General features: G+C 63.6%; 20 protein-coding genes. 12 read left to right on the top strand and 8 right to left on the bottom strand.

Annotated elements, in window-relative coordinates; translation table 11 throughout:
* Positions 1–37: 37 nt before the first annotated feature.
* Both FXB38_RS37980 and FXB38_RS37975 read right to left on the bottom strand, forming a co-directional pair.
* The gene (locus FXB38_RS37980; RefSeq protein ID WP_148756047.1) at positions 38–595 is read right to left on the bottom strand and encodes a PQQ-dependent catabolism-associated CXXCW motif protein; all 558 of its coding nucleotides are present in this window, start codon (positions 593–595) and stop codon (positions 38–40) included.
* Positions 592–1,470: a substrate-binding domain-containing protein gene (locus FXB38_RS37975; RefSeq protein WP_148756046.1), complete on the bottom strand. Its 879-nt coding sequence runs from the start codon at positions 1,468–1,470 to the stop codon at positions 592–594. The genes FXB38_RS37980 and FXB38_RS37975 overlap by 4 nt, the downstream gene beginning before the upstream one ends.
* Before the next feature lie 125 nt (positions 1,471–1,595).
* Between FXB38_RS37975 and FXB38_RS37970 the strand changes: the two genes are divergently transcribed.
* A complete protein-coding gene (locus FXB38_RS37970) occupies positions 1,596–2,522 on the top strand; it encodes a quinoprotein relay system zinc metallohydrolase 2 (protein ID WP_148756045.1) in 927 nt (308 codons plus the stop codon).
* A gap of 97 nt (positions 2,523–2,619) precedes the next feature.
* Complete coding sequence (locus FXB38_RS37965) at positions 2,620–3,435, top strand: quinoprotein dehydrogenase-associated SoxYZ-like carrier (RefSeq protein ID WP_148756044.1); 816 nt, start codon at positions 2,620–2,622, stop codon at positions 3,433–3,435.
* A 14-nt stretch (positions 3,436–3,449) separates the two neighbouring features.
* Here FXB38_RS37965 and FXB38_RS37960 read toward each other — a convergent pair whose 3' ends face one another.
* Positions 3,450–3,809 (bottom strand): hypothetical protein, encoded by a 360-nt coding sequence (locus FXB38_RS37960; protein WP_187435430.1) that lies wholly within the window; start codon positions 3,807–3,809, stop codon positions 3,450–3,452.
* 120 nt (positions 3,810–3,929) lie between these two features.
* On the opposite strand from FXB38_RS37960, the gene FXB38_RS37955 reads away from it, so the two are divergent.
* The 5 genes from FXB38_RS37955 to FXB38_RS37935 are packed head-to-tail and all read left to right on the top strand — an operon-like array spanning position 3,930 to position 7,563.
* Entirely contained in the window at positions 3,930–4,877 is a 948-nt protein-coding gene (locus tag FXB38_RS37955) for an ABC transporter substrate-binding protein (protein WP_187435431.1), read from the top strand.
* A gap of 1 nt (position 4,878) precedes the next feature.
* Entirely contained in the window at positions 4,879–5,616 is a 738-nt protein-coding gene (locus tag FXB38_RS37950; RefSeq protein ID WP_148756041.1) for an ABC transporter permease, read from the top strand.
* Complete coding sequence (locus FXB38_RS37945) at positions 5,606–6,346, top strand: ABC transporter ATP-binding protein (RefSeq protein WP_148756040.1); 741 nt, start codon at positions 5,606–5,608, stop codon at positions 6,344–6,346. Before FXB38_RS37950 ends, FXB38_RS37945 begins: the two co-directional genes overlap by 11 nt.
* A gap of 48 nt (positions 6,347–6,394) precedes the next feature.
* Positions 6,395–7,189, top strand: a complete 795-nt coding sequence (locus FXB38_RS37940; RefSeq protein WP_148756039.1) for a pentapeptide repeat-containing protein — start codon at positions 6,395–6,397, stop codon at positions 7,187–7,189.
* Between the two features lie 26 nt (positions 7,190–7,215).
* Complete coding sequence (locus tag FXB38_RS37935; RefSeq protein WP_148756038.1) at positions 7,216–7,563, top strand: hypothetical protein; 348 nt, start codon at positions 7,216–7,218, stop codon at positions 7,561–7,563.
* Positions 7,564–7,572: 9 nt separating this feature from the next.
* On the opposite strand, the gene FXB38_RS37930 is transcribed toward FXB38_RS37935, so the two are convergent.
* The 4 genes from FXB38_RS37930 to lanM all read right to left on the bottom strand — a co-directional run bounded on the left by FXB38_RS37930 (position 7,573) and on the right by lanM (position 9,459).
* On the bottom strand, positions 7,573–7,782 hold the full coding sequence (locus FXB38_RS37930; protein ID WP_148756037.1) for a hypothetical protein: 210 nt from the start codon (positions 7,780–7,782) through the stop codon (positions 7,573–7,575).
* Positions 7,783–7,885: 103 nt separating this feature from the next.
* On the bottom strand, positions 7,886–8,791 hold the full coding sequence (locus FXB38_RS37925) for a DUF6662 family protein (protein ID WP_148756036.1): 906 nt from the start codon (positions 8,789–8,791) through the stop codon (positions 7,886–7,888).
* Between the two features lie 24 nt (positions 8,792–8,815).
* A complete protein-coding gene (gene pqqA / locus FXB38_RS37920; RefSeq protein ID WP_012029362.1) occupies positions 8,816–8,896 on the bottom strand; it encodes a pyrroloquinoline quinone precursor peptide PqqA in 81 nt (26 codons plus the stop codon).
* A 170-nt stretch (positions 8,897–9,066) separates the two neighbouring features.
* Complete coding sequence (gene lanM / locus FXB38_RS37915) at positions 9,067–9,459, bottom strand: lanmodulin LanM (protein WP_148756035.1); 393 nt, start codon at positions 9,457–9,459, stop codon at positions 9,067–9,069.
* A 334-nt stretch (positions 9,460–9,793) separates the two neighbouring features.
* On the opposite strand from lanM, the gene FXB38_RS37910 reads away from it, so the two are divergent.
* From FXB38_RS37910 to FXB38_RS37895, 4 genes are all read left to right on the top strand, one after another.
* The gene (locus FXB38_RS37910) at positions 9,794–11,458 is read left to right on the top strand and encodes a methanol/ethanol family PQQ-dependent dehydrogenase (RefSeq protein ID WP_148756034.1); all 1,665 of its coding nucleotides are present in this window, start codon (positions 9,794–9,796) and stop codon (positions 11,456–11,458) included.
* 38 nt (positions 11,459–11,496) lie between these two features.
* Positions 11,497–11,841, top strand: coding sequence for a c-type cytochrome (locus FXB38_RS37905; protein ID WP_148756033.1), 345 nt, complete (start codon positions 11,497–11,499; stop codon positions 11,839–11,841).
* Positions 11,838–12,761 carry a substrate-binding periplasmic protein gene (locus FXB38_RS37900; RefSeq protein ID WP_148756032.1) on the top strand — a complete coding sequence of 308 codons (924 nt, stop codon included), beginning with the start codon at positions 11,838–11,840 and terminating at the stop codon, positions 12,759–12,761. The genes FXB38_RS37905 and FXB38_RS37900 overlap by 4 nt, the downstream gene beginning before the upstream one ends.
* Before the next feature lie 102 nt (positions 12,762–12,863).
* Positions 12,864–13,289, top strand: a complete 426-nt coding sequence (locus FXB38_RS37895; protein WP_148756031.1) for a hypothetical protein — start codon at positions 12,864–12,866, stop codon at positions 13,287–13,289.
* Positions 13,290–13,337: 48 nt separating this feature from the next.
* Here the strand turns inward: FXB38_RS37895 and FXB38_RS37890 are convergent, their stop codons facing one another.
* Positions 13,338–14,306 (bottom strand): helix-turn-helix domain-containing protein, encoded by a 969-nt coding sequence (locus FXB38_RS37890; RefSeq protein WP_148756030.1) that lies wholly within the window; start codon positions 14,304–14,306, stop codon positions 13,338–13,340.
* A gap of 516 nt (positions 14,307–14,822) precedes the next feature.
* Here FXB38_RS37890 and xoxF5 point away from each other — a divergent pair.
* A complete protein-coding gene (gene xoxF5 / locus FXB38_RS37885) occupies positions 14,823–16,628 on the top strand; it encodes a lanthanide-dependent methanol dehydrogenase XoxF5 (protein ID WP_148756029.1) in 1,806 nt (601 codons plus the stop codon).
* Positions 16,629–16,725 lie beyond the last annotated feature (97 nt).

The raw sequence follows: 16,725 nt of genomic DNA, 5'->3' as shown, positions 1-16,725 counted from the left end.
CTTCGCTGCGCTCGCAATGATGGAGGAATCGAGCCACTCACTGCTCAGGCCGCGGCTCCGGCTGTGCCTCCTCTGTTGGCAGCTTCGCATGCTCCCAGCCGTCGGTGCCCTCGGGATACCAGGCGACGTTGGAATAGCCGTAAGCGAGCGCGCGCTTGGCGGCGTTCCAGGACATCCAGCAATCGGCGAGGCAATAGATCACGAGCAGCGTGGCCTTGTCGCCATATGACGCTTGCGCGAGACCGCGCTGGAGATAACCGTCTATCGCCGATGGCAACGCGCCGTAGCCGGTATCCGGCAGCCAGATGCTGCCGGGTATGTTTTTCCGGGGTGCGTCGCGCCAGACCGTGCTTGCCGGAAGGTTCTTTGGCTTCGGCGCGCGCGGCAGCACGTCGATGAAGGCGCCGCTCTTTGCGCGCCAGATCGCCTCGGCCTCCGCCGTCGTCAGCACGCGCGCGCCTTCCAGCGTCGCCGGCACCGGCGCGCGGTAATTGTCGGTGCGATACCCTTCGGGCTCAAACGGCTCCTGCTGCTGCGCCAAAGCCGGCACCGCCAGGGCGGCGGCGATGAGCGCGCCGGCAAGAGGCCGCCTCATGGCGCCTTCTTGGCCGTCCCCGCACCGAGCGGCCGGTCGTTTTCATCCAGCAGCGGCACGCCGAAGTCGAGCAGGATCTTGTTGATCTCGCCCTGGTTCTCCTGAATCAGCTTGTTGAGCTGCCGCTTCCAGTTCTGGTCGACGGCGCGCACGCCCATGCCGATACGATACACCAGTTTTGGACCGGTGGTTTCCTTCACCAGCGGCGTCACGTGCAGCGAACCGACCTTCTTGGCGTAGTACCCTGCCATCGGTCCCCACAGCACGCCGGCGTCGATCTTACCGGCAGCGAGGTCGTCGATCATGGCCTGCGCCGAATTGTCGTAGCGTGTGTCGATCATCAACGGATAAGGTTTTGCATCGCCCATCAGGCCTGCGATGGCCATGTTGGTCGCCGGTGGCGTGCCGGCGACGATGCCGACGTGCTTGCCCTTCAACTTCGGGTCTTCGAGCGTGTCGACGTCCTCCAGCCCGCTGCCCGCTTTCGCAACCAGCGCGTACGATGTGCGATAATACGGATTGGTCCCCTGGACGAGATCGTCGCCTTGCGGGAAGCCCATGATGACGTCGCAGCGATGCGCACCCAGCGTCATGCGCACGAAGCCCGTGGCCTGCGGGAAGAAGACATAGTCGAGCTTCTTCTGAAGCTTGTCCGCGAACAGCTCGGCGAGCTTGTTCTCGATTCCCTCGCCCTTCTCGTTGGAGAATGGAAGGTTGCGCGGATCGGCGCAGACGCGCAGCACCTTGGGGTCGACCAGCTCGAACGAGAGGTCACCACTATCGGTCGTCTGCGCGCGGGCGACGTCGCCGATCGCACAAGATGCCGCCATCACACACAGTGAAAACAACCAGCGACGATGTCGTCCGACCTCCATCGCGCTTCCTCCTCATTTCATTCGAATGCTATCCATGCAACGCAGGACGCACCATGTTTGCCAAACCTTGCGTTGGCTTGTTGTGCTGCAGTGCAATGCGGCAAGCCCTGAACTGAGGCGGAAAAGTGTCGCATCTCACGTCAAAGATCGCAGCCCTGTCCCTGCTGGGACTCGCGACGGTAGCACGCGCCGGGGCGGCCGAATTGCCTGTGAGCGAAGTCGCACCGGGAATCTTCGTGCACTCCGGGACCATCGCCCTGATGACCCGCGAGAACGAGGGCGATATTGCCAATATCGGCTTCGTCGTCGGCGAGGATGCGGTGGCCGTGATCGATACCGGTGGCAGCCTTCGTGAAGGCGAGGCGCTGCTGGCCGCGGTGCGAGCCCGCACCAGCAAGCCGATCCGCTACGTCATCAACACCCACGGCCATCCCGACCACGTTTTCGGCAATGCGGCCTTCATCGCGGACGGAACCAGCTTCGTCGGCCACAGCAAGCTGCCGCAGGCGCTGGCGACGCGCGGGCCGTATTATCTTGATAGTTTCCGGCGCATCATGGGCGGCGAACTGATCGATCCCGTGAAGATCGTGCCGCCCACTGTGCTGGTTGAGGACGTCATGGCGCTCGATCTCGGATCGCGCCGGCTGACCTTGCGGGCATGGCCGGCCGCGCACAGCGACAATGACCTGACCGTGTTCGACGAGACGACCAAGACGCTGTTCGCAGGCGATCTGGTCTTTCTCCGCCACATTCCGGTGGTGGATGGCAGCATTCGCGGCTGGCTCGCCCTGCTGAAGGAGCTGGAGAGCGTTCCGGCGGCCCGCGTCGTTCCCGGTCACGGCCCTATGAGCGACTGGCCTGCAGCGCTATCAGATGAACGGCGCTATCTCTCGACACTGCTGTCGGACGTCCGTGCCTCGAACAAGAAGGGCGAGCCGATCCGAACCGCGGCGGAGAAGGCAGCGACCACGGAGCGGCCGGACTGGGAACTGTTCGACGACTACAACGCCCGCAACGCAACCGCAGCATTTTCGGAAATTGAATGGGAGTAGCGGACGCGCTACGTTGTCTCCGGGATCAGCTACGCTGACTCCGAGATCAGCTACGCTGACTCCGAGATAACTGCGTCGTCCGCACAGGACCATCATCATGGGCCATACGCTCCGCATCACCTTGATCGCCGCACTGGCCGGCATCGCCTTCGCGCTGCCGGCGAGCGCCGAAGAGGCCTACGATCCCTGGCCGGGCCTGGTGCAGGATATCTTCAGCAACCGTCCGATGAACGATGGCAACAATGTCATCGCCATCGAGATGCCCTATCGCGCCGAGGATGCCGCCATCGTGCCGGTGACCCTGCGCAGCAAGCTGTCGCCGGGCGATGCGCGCCGCATCCGATCGATCACGCTGGTGATCGACCGCAACCCAGCGCCAATGGCCGCGAAATTCGAGCTTGGCGCGGATGCCAATATCACCGAGATCTCCACGCGCGTGCGTGTCAACAATTACACCGACGTTCATGCGGTAGCGGAGCTCAGCGACGGCCAGCTCTACGTCTCAAAGACCTATGTGAAGGCGTCAGGCGGCTGCTCGGCGCCGGCGGGAAAGAACGCGCAAGAGGCCCAGAACCGCCTCGGCCAGATGCGCTACCGGCAATTCGCCCGCGAGGAAGCGCCGGCGAGCCGCATCCGTGAAGCGCAGATCATGATCGGCCATCCCAACAATTCCGGCCTGCAGATGGATCAAGTCACGCAACTCTATATTCCCGCCTTCTTCGTCAACCAGCTGAAGCTGACGCAGGACGACAGCCTTGTGCTGTCGATGGAAGGCGGCATCTCGATCTCGGAAGATCCCAACCTGCGCTTCACTTACGTGTCCAACGGCGCGAAGCGATTCCGCGCGGAGGCCAAGGACACGGATGGGCACATTTTCCGGAATGAGTGGGACGTGGAGAAGCCGGGGACGTAGGTCTCTATCTTCAGCTAGAAACACCTCACCTCAGCCTCAGCCTGCGCCCGCCGCAAATCATTCACGGCCGAATTCGCCTGCTCTGATGTCCGGAATTGGGTGCCGAGATTGCCCTGGACCTGGGACATGCTGAGCGCGGTCTCGGCGGTGACATAGCGCTCGTAAGAGACAATCGAGGCGACCACGTCGATCGAGCAGGAGCATTGCTCGATCGCCTGCCGCGTCTCGCCATTGGCTTTCATGCAGCCATAGACATATTCCGCGCGCGCCGACGTCGGATAATCATTGGGCTCCTCGGCCCGCGCCGCGTAGACGGTCGCCGCGAGCACGATCATAGCGGCGACAATCGGTCGTACCTGTCCCGCAAAACTCATGAGCGTCCTCCCACTGGTTGCGATGGAAGCTATGCTATGCGTATTGTCCTGAAAAGCACTCCCTTCGAGGAAATGGCTCACAAGGTGATCAGAGTTTTGGCACGAATATTGGCGCTCGCGATGATGCTGGCACTGACGCTGGGCACCTCGGCTCGTGCCGCGGACACCATCCGCCTGGCGGTGCAAAAGACCGGAACATTCTCCTGGGAACTGGCCACCATCCGCGAGGCCGGGCTCGACAAGGAGGCCAACCTGGCGCTGGAAGTCACCGAGCTTGCGAGCCCCGAGGCCGGCAAGATCGCGCTGCGCGCCGGCAATGCCGACATCATGTTGTCGGACTGGCTCTGGGTGTCGCGCGAGCGCGCGCTCGGCGCCAAGCTCACCTTCTATCCTTATTCCAGCGCGCTCGGCGCGGTGATGGTGCCCGCGGCCTCGCCGATCAAGACGCTTGCCGACCTGAAGGGCCGCAAGCTCGGCGTCGGCGGCGGCCCCATCGACAAGAGCTGGCTGCTGCTGCAGGCACGGATGAAGCAGGACGGCATCGACCTCAAATCGGATGCAACCATCGCCTATGGCGCTCCGCCCCTGATCGCCGCCAAGGCGCTCGACGGCGAGATGGATGCGAGCCTGAATTTCTGGAATTTCTGCGCCCAGCTCGAGGCCAAGGGTTTTCGGCGCCTCGCCGGCATCGAGGAGATTTTGCCGAAACTCGGTGCCAAGGGCGCGGTGTCCGCTGTCGGCTATGTCTTCGACGAGAGCTGGGCCGCGAGCCATCGCGACGCCGTGGCACGCTTCATCGCCATGACCCGCAAGGCCAAGCAGCTGCTGGTCACCTCGGATGCGGCCTGGGACAAGATCGCCCCGCTCACCGGCGCGAGCGATCCGGCCATGCTCAAAACCTACCGCGACCGCTATCGTGACGGCATTCCACGCCGGAACATCAACGATGAGGAAGCGGATGCGCGCGTGCTCTATCGCGTGCTGGCCGAGATCGGCGGCCGCGACCTGGTCGGTCCGGCGGCCGGGCTCGATCCCGGCACGTTCTATCACGCAGTGCCCGGAGACTGAGGTGCTGCGCCTTCTCTCCTTCGCCCTGTTTCTCGCGATCTGGTGGACCGCCGCGCTGTTCGTCGGCGGCGCAAAGCTGCCCTCCCCGTCCGCCGTGCTCGATGTCATTATCGCGGAAGCGTCAAGCGGCGCACTGTTCCTGCATCTCGGTGCGACATTGGCACGCGTCGCGCTGGCTTTCGTCCTGGCGATGTCGCTCGGCAGCGCCACCGGCTATCTGATGGGGCGGGTGAAGCTCGCCGACCGGCTCGGCGATCCCTGGCTGATCCTGCTGTTGAACCTGCCGGCGCTGGTGGTGATCGTGCTGGCCTATGTCTGGGCCGGGCTCACCGAGGCCGCGGCGATCGCGGCCATCGCCATCAACAAGCTGCCGACTGCGGTCGTTACCTTACGCGAGGGCACGCGCGCGCTCGACCGTTCGCTCGACGAGATGGCGAGCGTGTTTGCGATGCCGCGCTGGCGCGCATTCCGCCATGTCGTGCTGCCGCAGCTTGCGCCCTATATCGCGGCCTCCGCCCGCTCCGGCCTGTCGCTGGTGTGGAAGATCGTGCTGGTCGCCGAGCTGCTTGGACGGCCGAATGGCGTCGGCTTCGAGATCGGCGTCGCCTTCCAGCTGTTCGACACGCCGCGGCTGCTGGCCTATTCCCTGACCTTTGCCGCGGTCGTGCTCGTGATCGAGACGGCGCTGGTGCAGCCGTTCGAGGCCCGCGCAACGCGGTGGCGCCCCCGTGCGGCTTGAGGTCGAGATCACAGGCAAGACGTTCAAAAGCGCTGCGGGCGGAACGCAGGAGGTGCTGGCGCCGATGAAATTCGCGCTGCAGTCCGGCGAGGTCGGCGTGCTGATCGGCCCGTCCGGCTGCGGTAAAAGCACGATGCTACGCATCATCCTCGGGCTCGACCGTGACTTCGACGGCCATGTCGCGCGCCCACCGGAGGCGCGGATCGGCATGGTGTTCCAGGAACCGCGGCTGTTGCCGTGGCGCTCGGTCGAGCAGAATGTGCGGTTGGCGGCACCCGACGTGAGCGACGCAAAACTCGCCGAGCTTTTCAGGATTTTGGAGCTGGAGGCGCATCGCAGCCACTTCCCCGGCGAATTGTCGCTGGGGCTTGCCCGACGGGTTGCGCTGGCCCGCGCCTTTGCGGTCGAGCCCGACGTTCTGGTGCTCGATGAGCCCCTCGCCTCGCTCGACGACGCGCTGGCCGGCCGATTGCGCGACGAGATCGCGACGCTGGTCGCCAGCCGGCCCGTCACGACGCTGCTCGTGACGCACAGCCTGGACGATGCGGTGCGTCTCGGCGACCGCTTGTTCTTCCTGTCGCCCCGCCCGGCGCGCATTCTGGCCGAGGTCCCCATCGGCATCCCTCGCGAGGCACGCAGCGACGCCGCGATTGCCGCGATCAGGGCCGGGCTTGCGCGGCGAGCCCAGGATGAACAAGGCGGCGAACGCGCCGGGCGGGATGTCTCATAGGCAGCCGCACGGTCCGTATGCTAAACAGGCCGGCAGCGGAGCCTGACGATGAGACGAACCGTTGCTCTGACGACGCTTGGCTTCGCGCTCGTCGCGACCGTGGCGAGCGCCCAGGACATGATGCGTGACGTCGACCTCACCTCACCCGCCATGGTTTCCGCTGAAATGAGCCGGCAGGAGGTCGAGGCCGTGCTGGCCAAAGCGGGCGCCGGCGCGCCCGCGGACTTCACCGGCACGCGCTTGTCGGGGCTCGATCTCTCGGGGCTCGACCTTTCCAGGTCGGTGCTTCGCGCGGCACGGCTCAACAAGACAAAACTCAGCGGCGCCCGTCTTGATCGAGCGATCCTCGATCAGGCGTGGCTTCTCGACGCGGATCTCACGGGCGCGAGCCTGAAGGACGCCAACCTATTCGCCACGCAGATGGCGCGCGCCCACCTAGACGGCGCTGATCTGACCGGCGCGCACATCGCAGCCGACCTCAGCGGCGCAAGCCTGGTCGGCGCCTCGATCGCCGACGCGCATCTCGGCGCCGACATGCGCAACCAGTCGATGGGGCTGATGCGCGCCGTGCTGCGATCGGCCAATCTGGAACGGCTGAACGCGCGCAACGCCGACCTGTCGCGCGTCGATCTCGAGTTTGCCTCCCTCAGGGGAGCCGACCTGACCGGTGCGTCGCTCCGGAACGCCCAACTCGGCGGCGCCGACCTGACCGGGGCGACCGTCATCGATACCGATTTCGAGGGCGCCGATCTCGCCTCCGCCAGGCTGATTGCACCGATCGGCCTTGACCGCGCCAAAAATTTCGACAAGGCAAAGAACAGCGAGCGCCTGATCAGGCAATAGCGGCGGCGCTTTGGGAGGACGATTTGATGCGTTGGGGTCTGGTGTTGATCGCGTTGCTGGCGTTTGCCGACGAAGCCGCCGCGCAAAGCAAGGGCAAGGGCATCCGGCTCTGGAATCTGACCACGGAGACCATTTCCGGCTTCCAGCTCTCGCCGGCCGGCAAGACCGAATGGGGCCCGAACCAGACCTTGAACGACAAGGACAAGGAGGTCGACCACGACGAGCGGCTGCGCATCACCGGCGTCGAGCCCGGCCACTACGACGCCAAGGTCAGCTACCCCAATTCACGGCAATGCATCGTCCGCGACATCGAGATCAAGGCCGACGCGGTGTTCTCGATCGCCGACAAGGATTTGAAGGACTGCACGAAGTAGCGCGGCAACTTACGCCTTGTCGCTCGAGTGCGGATATTCGCAGCGCCAGCGCACCGCCTGCCACTTCGGATGCTCGCCGACCCATTGCGCGATATAGGGCGGCGCGGCCATCGCGCATTGCGTCGGCGACCCCGCATAATTGAACACAATATGCTGCTCCTCGCAGGTCGCAGGCGAGAGCACCGCACACACAGTCACCACCAGGTCGATCGGATTCATGCCGGGATCCTCGCGCGGAAGCAGTTCAGGCTAACACAAAGGGATACGTTCCAAGGAGCCGGAAGTTTCAATCCGGCGTGAGAAGTAGGCGGGAACCGCTTTGCTAGAAGTTAATCCCGAACACCAGCCTTGCCTGATGCCGCTCGAAATTGACGAGGTCGAGATTGGCTCCCGCTCCGGCCGGACAGCCCCAGGCCTGCATGCTCCAGCTTAGGGTGAGCCGCGATTGCTCGGAGAGCTGGAAGTAGGCGGTCGGTCCGACGAACAGCGCCTGGCCCGAGAACCCGCCGAGGCCGATGCCCTCATACTGGCGGAAGTAGCGCAGCTCGCCGCCGAGCAGGACATTGGGGCGCACGCGCACCATGCCGGCAAAGGCCGCGCCGATGGTGGAGCTCTTCTCGGACAGCCCGCTCACCTCGAAGCGCGTCCATTCCGGCTGGTAGATCAAATTGAGCGCGCCGATCGCAAAATTCGGGATCAGCTCGCGATCGAAGGCGAGCGTGAAGGCAGTGCCGTACATCCGTCCCTTGGCGCCGCTGACTTCATCGATGCGATCGCCATGGGTCTCGGTGGCGATCGTCATCCCGAACGGGGCCCTCTCGCGGTCGAGCAGGCGATAACGCAGGTCGAGCGAGAGGCCCTGGAAATTGAACTGGCGGCGGTCGTCGATATCAGGGACGCCGGTGATGTCATGCAGCGTGGCGGTGCCGCCGACCTCGATACGAAAATTCGGCAGCGGCACGATTTCGATCTCGACCTCATGGCCAAGGGCGCGATAGCTGCCACCGCCTTTGCCGAAGCGTCCCGTCGTCTCGGTCTGAAATTCGCGCTCGCCGGGATTGCCGACATCGCTGCCGATCATGAAGCCGAAGATATGCTCGGTGTCGAAGCCCTCTTCGGCCCTGGCGCACATTGGCACGAGCGTGAGCGTACACGCGACCGCCGTCCAGATTGTGTGGGCTCCAATGCGCATCACGAACACTACCACGGCTTCGACGGCATCCGCCATCAAAGCCGCGGCAGGTCGTCAGTCTTACTTGCGCGCAGCGCAGGCGTACATGTTGATTTCCATGCCGACCGGCACTTCCACGATCTTCGGAGCTTTCCAAGCCATTCGGGTCTCCCCAAGTATTGAGCGCGACATCGCGCCGGGCAAAACCTAGGGCTGCCTCAGCAACTGCGCAAGTCTGGAATCGGACCACGAGCACAGCGAACTTTCGCGTCACACGCGTACAGTTCACTCTCGGGCAAACCGCCTTCGCTCCCAGTCAAGCGCTTCTGTTCTCAACGCAATAGCCGCAGCAGTGCGCGACCCGCACGCGAGTTCAGCTCCTTTGCATCCAGCGTCCCATCCTTGTCGGGATTCGCCGCGTTGAAGCGCTGCTCCACCACGGCAAGATATTCGTCGAGCGTCAGCGTCCCGTCGTGATCGGGGTCGGCGGCGGCGAGTTCTTTCGCCGTTAACCGTCCGCGCAACTCACGCACGTCGAGCGTCCCGTCATGGTCGCGATCAAGCTTTGCGAACAGCGCGGCAGCCGCCTTCTTCACCTCGGCCAAGTCGAGCGTGCCGTCATTGTCGGTGTCGAACATTTTGACCGCGCCGCCGGATGCCGACCAGGCCGGACCGGAGACCACAGCGAGCGTGAGCGCAAGCGCAACTGAGCGACGCGATATCATTTGGATCTCCCTGACCATAGGCCCCGATTCGCCGGGGATAGCGACAAGATAAGTCCGCAAGCCAGCCCCGGTTCAAGCCGAATTGCGATGCTTCGCCCGGGATGGAAACGGGTTGGGCCAAAATTCTCGCGCTGCGCCAATCTTCGCGCCGTGGAAATTGGTGCAGCGCATCCGCGCAAGACGCGCAACATTTCTCGAGGATTGGCGCATCAAGCCTAGCATCTGGCGTCTAACATATCGGCAGCGTGCTTTCGACTTTCGTATTGACGGGTTTTGCTTTCGGGCGGAGTGTTGCAATCGCAGCGTCAAAAGGCGCGCATATTGGGAGGAACGGATGAAACGCTTTGCGATGGCCGCGAGCCTCGTCATATCCGCATGCTCGGTTGCGAGCGCACAGACGACCGATCAACTGGTCAAAGGCGCAACCGATACGTCGAACGTTCTCAATTACGGGATGGGCTACAATCTCCAGCGCTTTTCGACGCTGAACCAGATCAACAAGGATACCGTCAAGAACCTCGTCCCGGTTTGGAATTATTCCTTTAATGATGATCGCAGCGAGGAATCGCAGCCGCTGGTGTACCAGGGCGTGATCTACGTGACCTCTCACAACGCGACCATGGCGGTCGACGCCAAGACCGGCAAGCAGATCTGGAAATCCAAGATCGAATATCCGGCCGAGACACCGCGCATCGTCTGCTGCGGCATCATCAACCGCGGTGCCGCGCTGTTCGACGGCAAGCTGTTCCGCACCACGCTCGACGCCAACGTGATCGCTATCGACGCCAAGGACGGCAAGGAGCTGTGGCGGCAGAAGGCGGCCGACATCAAGGAAGGCTATTCGATGACGGTGGCCCCGCTGGTCGCCGACGGCGTCGTCATCACCGGCATCTCCGGGGCCGAATTCGGCACCCGCGGCTTCATCGATGGCTGGGATCCGGCAACGGGCAAGCATCTCTGGCGCACCCATTCGGTCCCCTCGCCGGACGAGCCCGGCGGCGACACCTGGAAGGGCGACACCTGGAAGCTCGGCGGCGGCTCGACCTGGATCACGGGCTCCTATGATCCCGAGCTGAACACGGTCTATTGGGGCATCGGCAATCCCGGCCCGTTCAACGCGGCTGTGCGCCCCGGCGACAATCTCTACACCTGCTCCGTGCTGGCGATGGATCCAAAGACCGGCAAGATCAAGTGGCACTACCAGTTCTCGCCGAACAATCCGTTCGACTATGACTCGGTGGCCGAGATGGTCCTCGCCGACATGAACGTCGAGGGCAAGCCGACCAAGGTGCTGATGGATGCCAACCGCAACGGCTTCTTCTACGTGCTCGACCGCACCAACGGAAAGGTGCTCGCGGCCAATCCTTACGTGAAGGTGAATTGGGCAACCGGCGTCGACCTGAAGACCGGCCGTCCGATCGAGACCGACGTCGTCAAGGATGCGCGCGAGGGCAAGAAGGTCGTCGTCTATCCGTCGATCCTCGGCGGCAAGAACTGGGAGCCGATGTCGTTCAACCCGCAGACCGGATTGGCCTACGCCAACACGCTCGCCTTCGGCGGCAGGTACAAGTCGGAGCCGGCCACCTTCAAGCAGGGTGAATGGTATCTCGGCATGGACCTGACCGATCCCTGGGAATGGGGTGACGGCGCGCGCGGCCATCTGAAGGCGATCGATCCGATGACCGGCAAGGCGAAGTGGGAGGCGGCAAGTGACATCCCGCGCTTCTCCGGCGTGCTGTCGACCGCGGGCGGCGTCGTGTTCACGGGCGCGCTGACCGGCGAGTTCGAGGCCTTCGACGCCGACACCGGCAAGAAGCTCTGGCAGTTCCAGACCGGCTCCGGCATCGAGGGACAGCCGGTGACCTGGCAGCAGGACGGCGTGCAGTACATCGCCGTCACGAGCGGCTATGGCGGCGTCTACTCGCTGTTCTCCGGCGACGAGCGGCTGGCCAAGGTGCCGCCCGGCGGCTCGCTGTGGGTCTTTGCGGTGAAGCAGTAACGGCAAGAGACGTTGAGAGACAAGAGACGTTGAGAGACATGGCTCACAAGGCGGTGGCGATCCTTGCCACCGTCGCAGTGCTGACGGTCGCGCTTGCGGCGACCGTTCGTGCCGCGGACGATTCGAACGGCAATCCGCTGCAAGCGCAGATCGACCACGGCAAGTCGACCTATGCCGAAAAATGCTCGCACTGCCACGGCCCCAACATGATGAACTCCGGCACCATCACGCCGGACCTGCGCGCCTTTCCCGACGACAGGACGCGCTTCGTCACCACCGTGAAGAACGGCAAGAACAACAAGATGCCGCCATGGGGCGACATTTTGAACGACGACGAGATCGGAAATCTCTGGGCCTTCATCTCCAGCCGGAGGAAGCCATGACAGGCCGGCTGGCAGCGCTCGGTCTCGCCATCATGCTTGCGGCTCCGGCAATGGCGTGGGCGGCAGATCCCCTCGGCATCTGTCTCGACGAGGACCGCCCGCCGCTCTCCGCGCATCACCGCGGCAAGCCGGACTCGGGCTTCGACGTGCTGCTGGCGCAGGCGCTCGCGGAGGGGCTGGGACGCCCGCTCAGGATCCAGTGGTTCGAGAGCAAGCTGGATGAGGATTCGAGTCCGCAGCTCGAGGCCAATGCGCTGCTGTCCGACGGCCGCTGCTCGCTGGTTGGCGGCTACGCGCTGACGACGGATTCCCTCGTCAAACCCGGCCTGAAGACAGCGCGCTTGCCGGATTTCGCCGGCGCCACGCGCGATGACCGGCGCCGCCGCGTTGCGCTCGGCGTGCTCGCCCCGAGCCGGCCTTACGTCTATTCGCCGATGACGGTGGTGCTCGGGCCGAAGGCGCGCGACCGCAAGATCAGCGATATCGGCGACCTCGCCGGCCTGCGCCTCGCGATCGAAAGCGGATCCCTGGGCGACGCCATCCTCATGACCTTCGACAGGGGGCGGTTAGTCGACAACATCACCCATCTCGTGCCCGCCCGCGACGACCTCCTGGGCGCGCTCGATCGCGGCGATTATGATGCGACCCTGATCGATCTCGCGCGCTACGACGCCCATCGCGACGCGCATCCCGACACCGCGATATCAGCCTCCGGCTATTATTATCCGATCGGGGCCAATCGCGGCTATGTCGGGCTTGGCAGCGATCCGGCCTTGATCGAGGCCGTCAACAAAGCGCTGACGGATCTTGCGGCCGAGGGCAAGATCGCCGAATTCGGCAAGCAAGCCGGCCTGACCTATCTGCCGCCGCGCGAGCCGGCGATCCTCGGCGACGTCTGGACGAAGATCATGCAGCGGTGAGCCGAGAACGCCCGCCGCAACCCGTCCGCTGGCCTAGCGGCACCGGCCGCCCTATGATGCCGCCGGAAGCCCTTGCCGTCCCGAACGAGAAAGGCAGCCCTCATGAGACCTGATGCCGTCGCCGTTGCCGCCCTGGTCATCCTGCTTTTCCCGATGGGCTATTTCCTGCTTGCGTCGCCCGCTTTCCTGCTGGTGAAGCTCGACATCCCGCCCGTCACGCAGCTATTGCGCGGGATGTTCAACATCCAGTTCAGGATGGTGAGCGTCGCCGGCGTGATCGGGACAGTAGCTTTCATCTTCGCCGGACGACCGCTGTTCGCGGCAGGCGTCGGCCTGATAGCGGTCGTCGCGATCTGGGGCCGCCCGTGGTTCATGCAACAGATAGACGACCAGCTTAGTGCCAGAGATGCGGGCGATGCGGACGCGGTGCGCCAGCTGCGTCATTTGCATTGGAAAGCAATGCTGTGCAACGCGGCGCTGGTCGCCGCTCTCGTGGCCAGCATTCCCTACGTCGCCATATCGGCGTGAGCTATCGCGTGTCCAGCAAGCCGCTACGAGCAGCAGCGTGAGGCGCGCTTAATTCTGATCCACGGCAACAGCGCCCTGTTGCCCCTTGTGGATCGAGGACGGCACCACACCGAAATATTTCCGGAACACGCGGCTGAAATGCGATGAGCTGGAGAAGCCCCACGAGAACGCGACGTCGGTGATGGTCTTGCCGCCGTGAGCTTCGAGCTCCTGGCGGCAGTTCTGGAGGCGCGCCTGCCAGATGTAATCGCTCACCGTGGTGCCACGCTCTGAGAACAGCATGTGCAGATAGCGCTTGGAGCAGCCGAGCTCGGCGGAGATCTGGTCGATGCACAGATCGGGATCGCGCAGGTGCTCGCGGATGAAAAATTGGGCACGCACATACATCGCCTCGGGCCCGACCCGATCGAACATCGTGTCGGCTTCGCGCAGCGGCAGCAGCAGCAGGTCGATCAGCGAATCGGCAACACCGACCGCGCTGTTGGCCGACAGCTTCGCCGCCTCGTCGAACGTGGCATGGACGAAATCATGGGCGATCCGTCCTGTCCCCGTCTTCGCCGACAGCTTGCAGGCCGGCATGCGCTGCGACGGGAAGCCGCGATCGCGCAGCAGCGCCTTCGGCACGATCACCACGTCGTGGCGCGTGAAGGCGGGACTGACGATCAGATGCGGACATGAGACGTCATAGGCGATGATGTCGCCCGGGTTCAGCTCGATGTGGCGGCCTTCCTGCTCGAAATAGGACACACCATATGTCTGGAAGTGAATTTTGATGTAGGGGTGCTCATTGGCCTTGGCGCGCGCCAGCGTGTGCGCGATGCGATGCTGGCTGACCTCGATCTGACAGAGCTTCAGGCGCGAGACGCTGGTGTAGTCGATGCGTCCCTCGAGCGAGGTTGCTTCCAGCGGATCGACATCGAAGTGCCCGCACAGACTCGTCAGCCCGTCGATCCAGCTCTGGATCTGTCGCTTCGGCGTCAGTCCGGTCGTCGAGAGCGTGTGAATTGTGTCGGACATTAATCCAGTCACTGGTGATACCCGGAGATCCGACGCGAATCGCGGCCAGCGCCTGCTGGAGCCCTCAGCCTTGATTGCGTGACGTTTACCTCAACTTTGGGCGGTCTTTGAAACGAGCGCCATCGTTCCTTTGCCGCCCTTGAAAGTTAATCCTCCGCCTTAGTTGCAACGCCGTCAAGCGGAACCTGAGCGTTGGCGCGCGGCGCCAAGCCGCGCGGAAGCCGCTGAATTCGCTACTGCAAAATCAAAAACTTTGCCTCCGTGCGCTGTCGAGCAAAGCGGCTTCTCTCTTGGGCAAGTTTCCCGATAGCGAAGTCGTTAGGAATTACGGCAGGAACAAAAAAAACGGGCCGCTCCTGCACGCGGACCTGTAGCTCTCATCCTGAGGAGGAAACAGCCCAGCATCGTTTCTGGTCCCCAACGTGACCGCCCCTGCACGAGCAGACGCCGGACGAAAAGCCCGGTGATTAAGCAATGCTTCGGAAACAATAAAACGCGACCAACGGAGGAATGACTATGCGCAAGGTGCTACTGGCGACCTTTCTTGGCTCCGCAGCGGCTCTCGCCGTCGGCGGCGCCTCTGCCAATGACGAGCTGAACAAGATGTCGCAGAACCCGAAAGATTGGGTGATGCCGACGGGCGACTATGCCAATACCCGCTACTCCAAGCTCAACCAGATCAACGCACAAAATGTCGGCAAGCTCCAGGTCGCCTGGACCTTCTCGACCGGCGTGCTGCGCGGCCACGAAGGTGGCCCGCTGGTCATCGGCAACATGATGTACGTCCATACGCCGTTCCCGAACAAGGTCTACGCCATTGACCTTTCGCAGGAGAACAAGATCGTCTGGAAGTACGAGCCAAAGCAGGATCCGAACGTCATCCCGGTGATGTGCTGCGATACGGTTAACCGCGGCCTGTCTTACGGTGACGGCAAGATCTTCCTGCATCAGGCCGACACAACCTTGGTTGCGCTCGACGCCAAGTCCGGTCAAGTTGCATGGACCGCCAAGAACGGCGATCCCAGCAAGGGCGAGACCGGCACCTCCGCGCCGATGGTCATCAAGGACAAGGTGCTGGTCGGCATCTCCGGCGGTGAGTTCGGCGTTCAGGCCCACATGACCGCCTACGACATCAAGACCGGCAAGGTCGCCTGGCGCGGCTATTCGGAAGGGCCGGACGACCAGATCCTGGTTGACGACAAAACCACCGCACTCGGCAAGCCGGTCGGCAAGGACTCCAGCCTGAAGACGTGGCAAGGCGATCAGTGGAAGATCGGCGGCGGCGCGACCTGGGGCTGGATCTCCTACGATCCCGAGCTGAACCTCGTCTATTACGGATCGGGCAACCCCTCGACTTGGAATCCGAAGCAGCGTCCCGGCGACAACAAATGGTCGATGACGATCTGGGCACGTAACCCGGACACCGGTGTGGCCAAGTGGGTCTACCAGATGACGCCCCATGACGAATGGGACTATGACGGCGTCAACGAGATGATCCTCTCGGATCAGTCGATCAACGGCCAGCCGCGCAAGCTGCTGACGCATTTCGATCGCAACGGTCTCGGCTACACGCTCGATCGCACCAACGGCGAACTGCTGGTCGCCGAGAAGTACGACCCGAAGGTGAACTGGACCTCCGGCGTCGACATGGACAAGAACTCCGCCACCTATGGCCGTCCGAAGGTGCTCGACGCAGCTTCGACCGACAAGGCCGGCGAAGATCACAACGTGAAGGGCATCTGCCCGGCGGCGCTCGGCACCAAGGACGAGCAGCCGGCGGCCTACTCGCCCGACACGCAGCTGTTCTATGTTCCGACCAACCACGTCTGCATGGACTACGAGCCGTTCAAGGTCAGCTACACCGCGGGCCAGCCCTATGTGGGCGCGACGCTCTCGATGTATCCGCCGCCAGGTGAAACCAATATGGGTAACTTCATCGCCTGGGACGGCAAGACTGGCAAGATCGTCTGGTCGAACAAGGAGCAGTTCTCGGTCTGGTCGGGTGCGCTCGCAACCGCCGGCGGGGTGGTGTTCTACGGCACGCTCGAAGGCTACCTGAAGGCAGTCGACGCCAAGACCGGCAAGGAGCTCTACAAGTTCAAGACTCCCTCCGGCATCATCGGCAACGTCACCACCTACGAGAACGGCGGCAAGCAGTATGTCGCAGTGCTCTCCGGCGTGGGCGGCTGGGCCGGCATCGGTCTGGCAGCTGGCCTGACCGATCCGACCGCAGGTCTCGGCGCGGTCGGTGGCTACGCGGCGCTCAGCAACTACACGGCACTCGGCGGCACGCTGACGGTGTTCTCGCTGCCGGCGAACTAGCCTCACCTCCGTATCGCTCCGGCGCGTGGATCAACTCCACGCGCCGGCTCGTCTCCACCGAACGCCTTCGAGGAACACCTTTTGCGTAAAATCTGCT

Source organism: Bradyrhizobium cytisi (assembly GCF_008123515.1).
Taxonomy (GTDB): domain Bacteria; phylum Pseudomonadota; class Alphaproteobacteria; order Rhizobiales; family Xanthobacteraceae; genus Bradyrhizobium; species Bradyrhizobium cytisi.
Note: the sequence above shows the minus strand (reverse complement) of the source record. Positions and strands in the feature narration are given on the sequence as shown.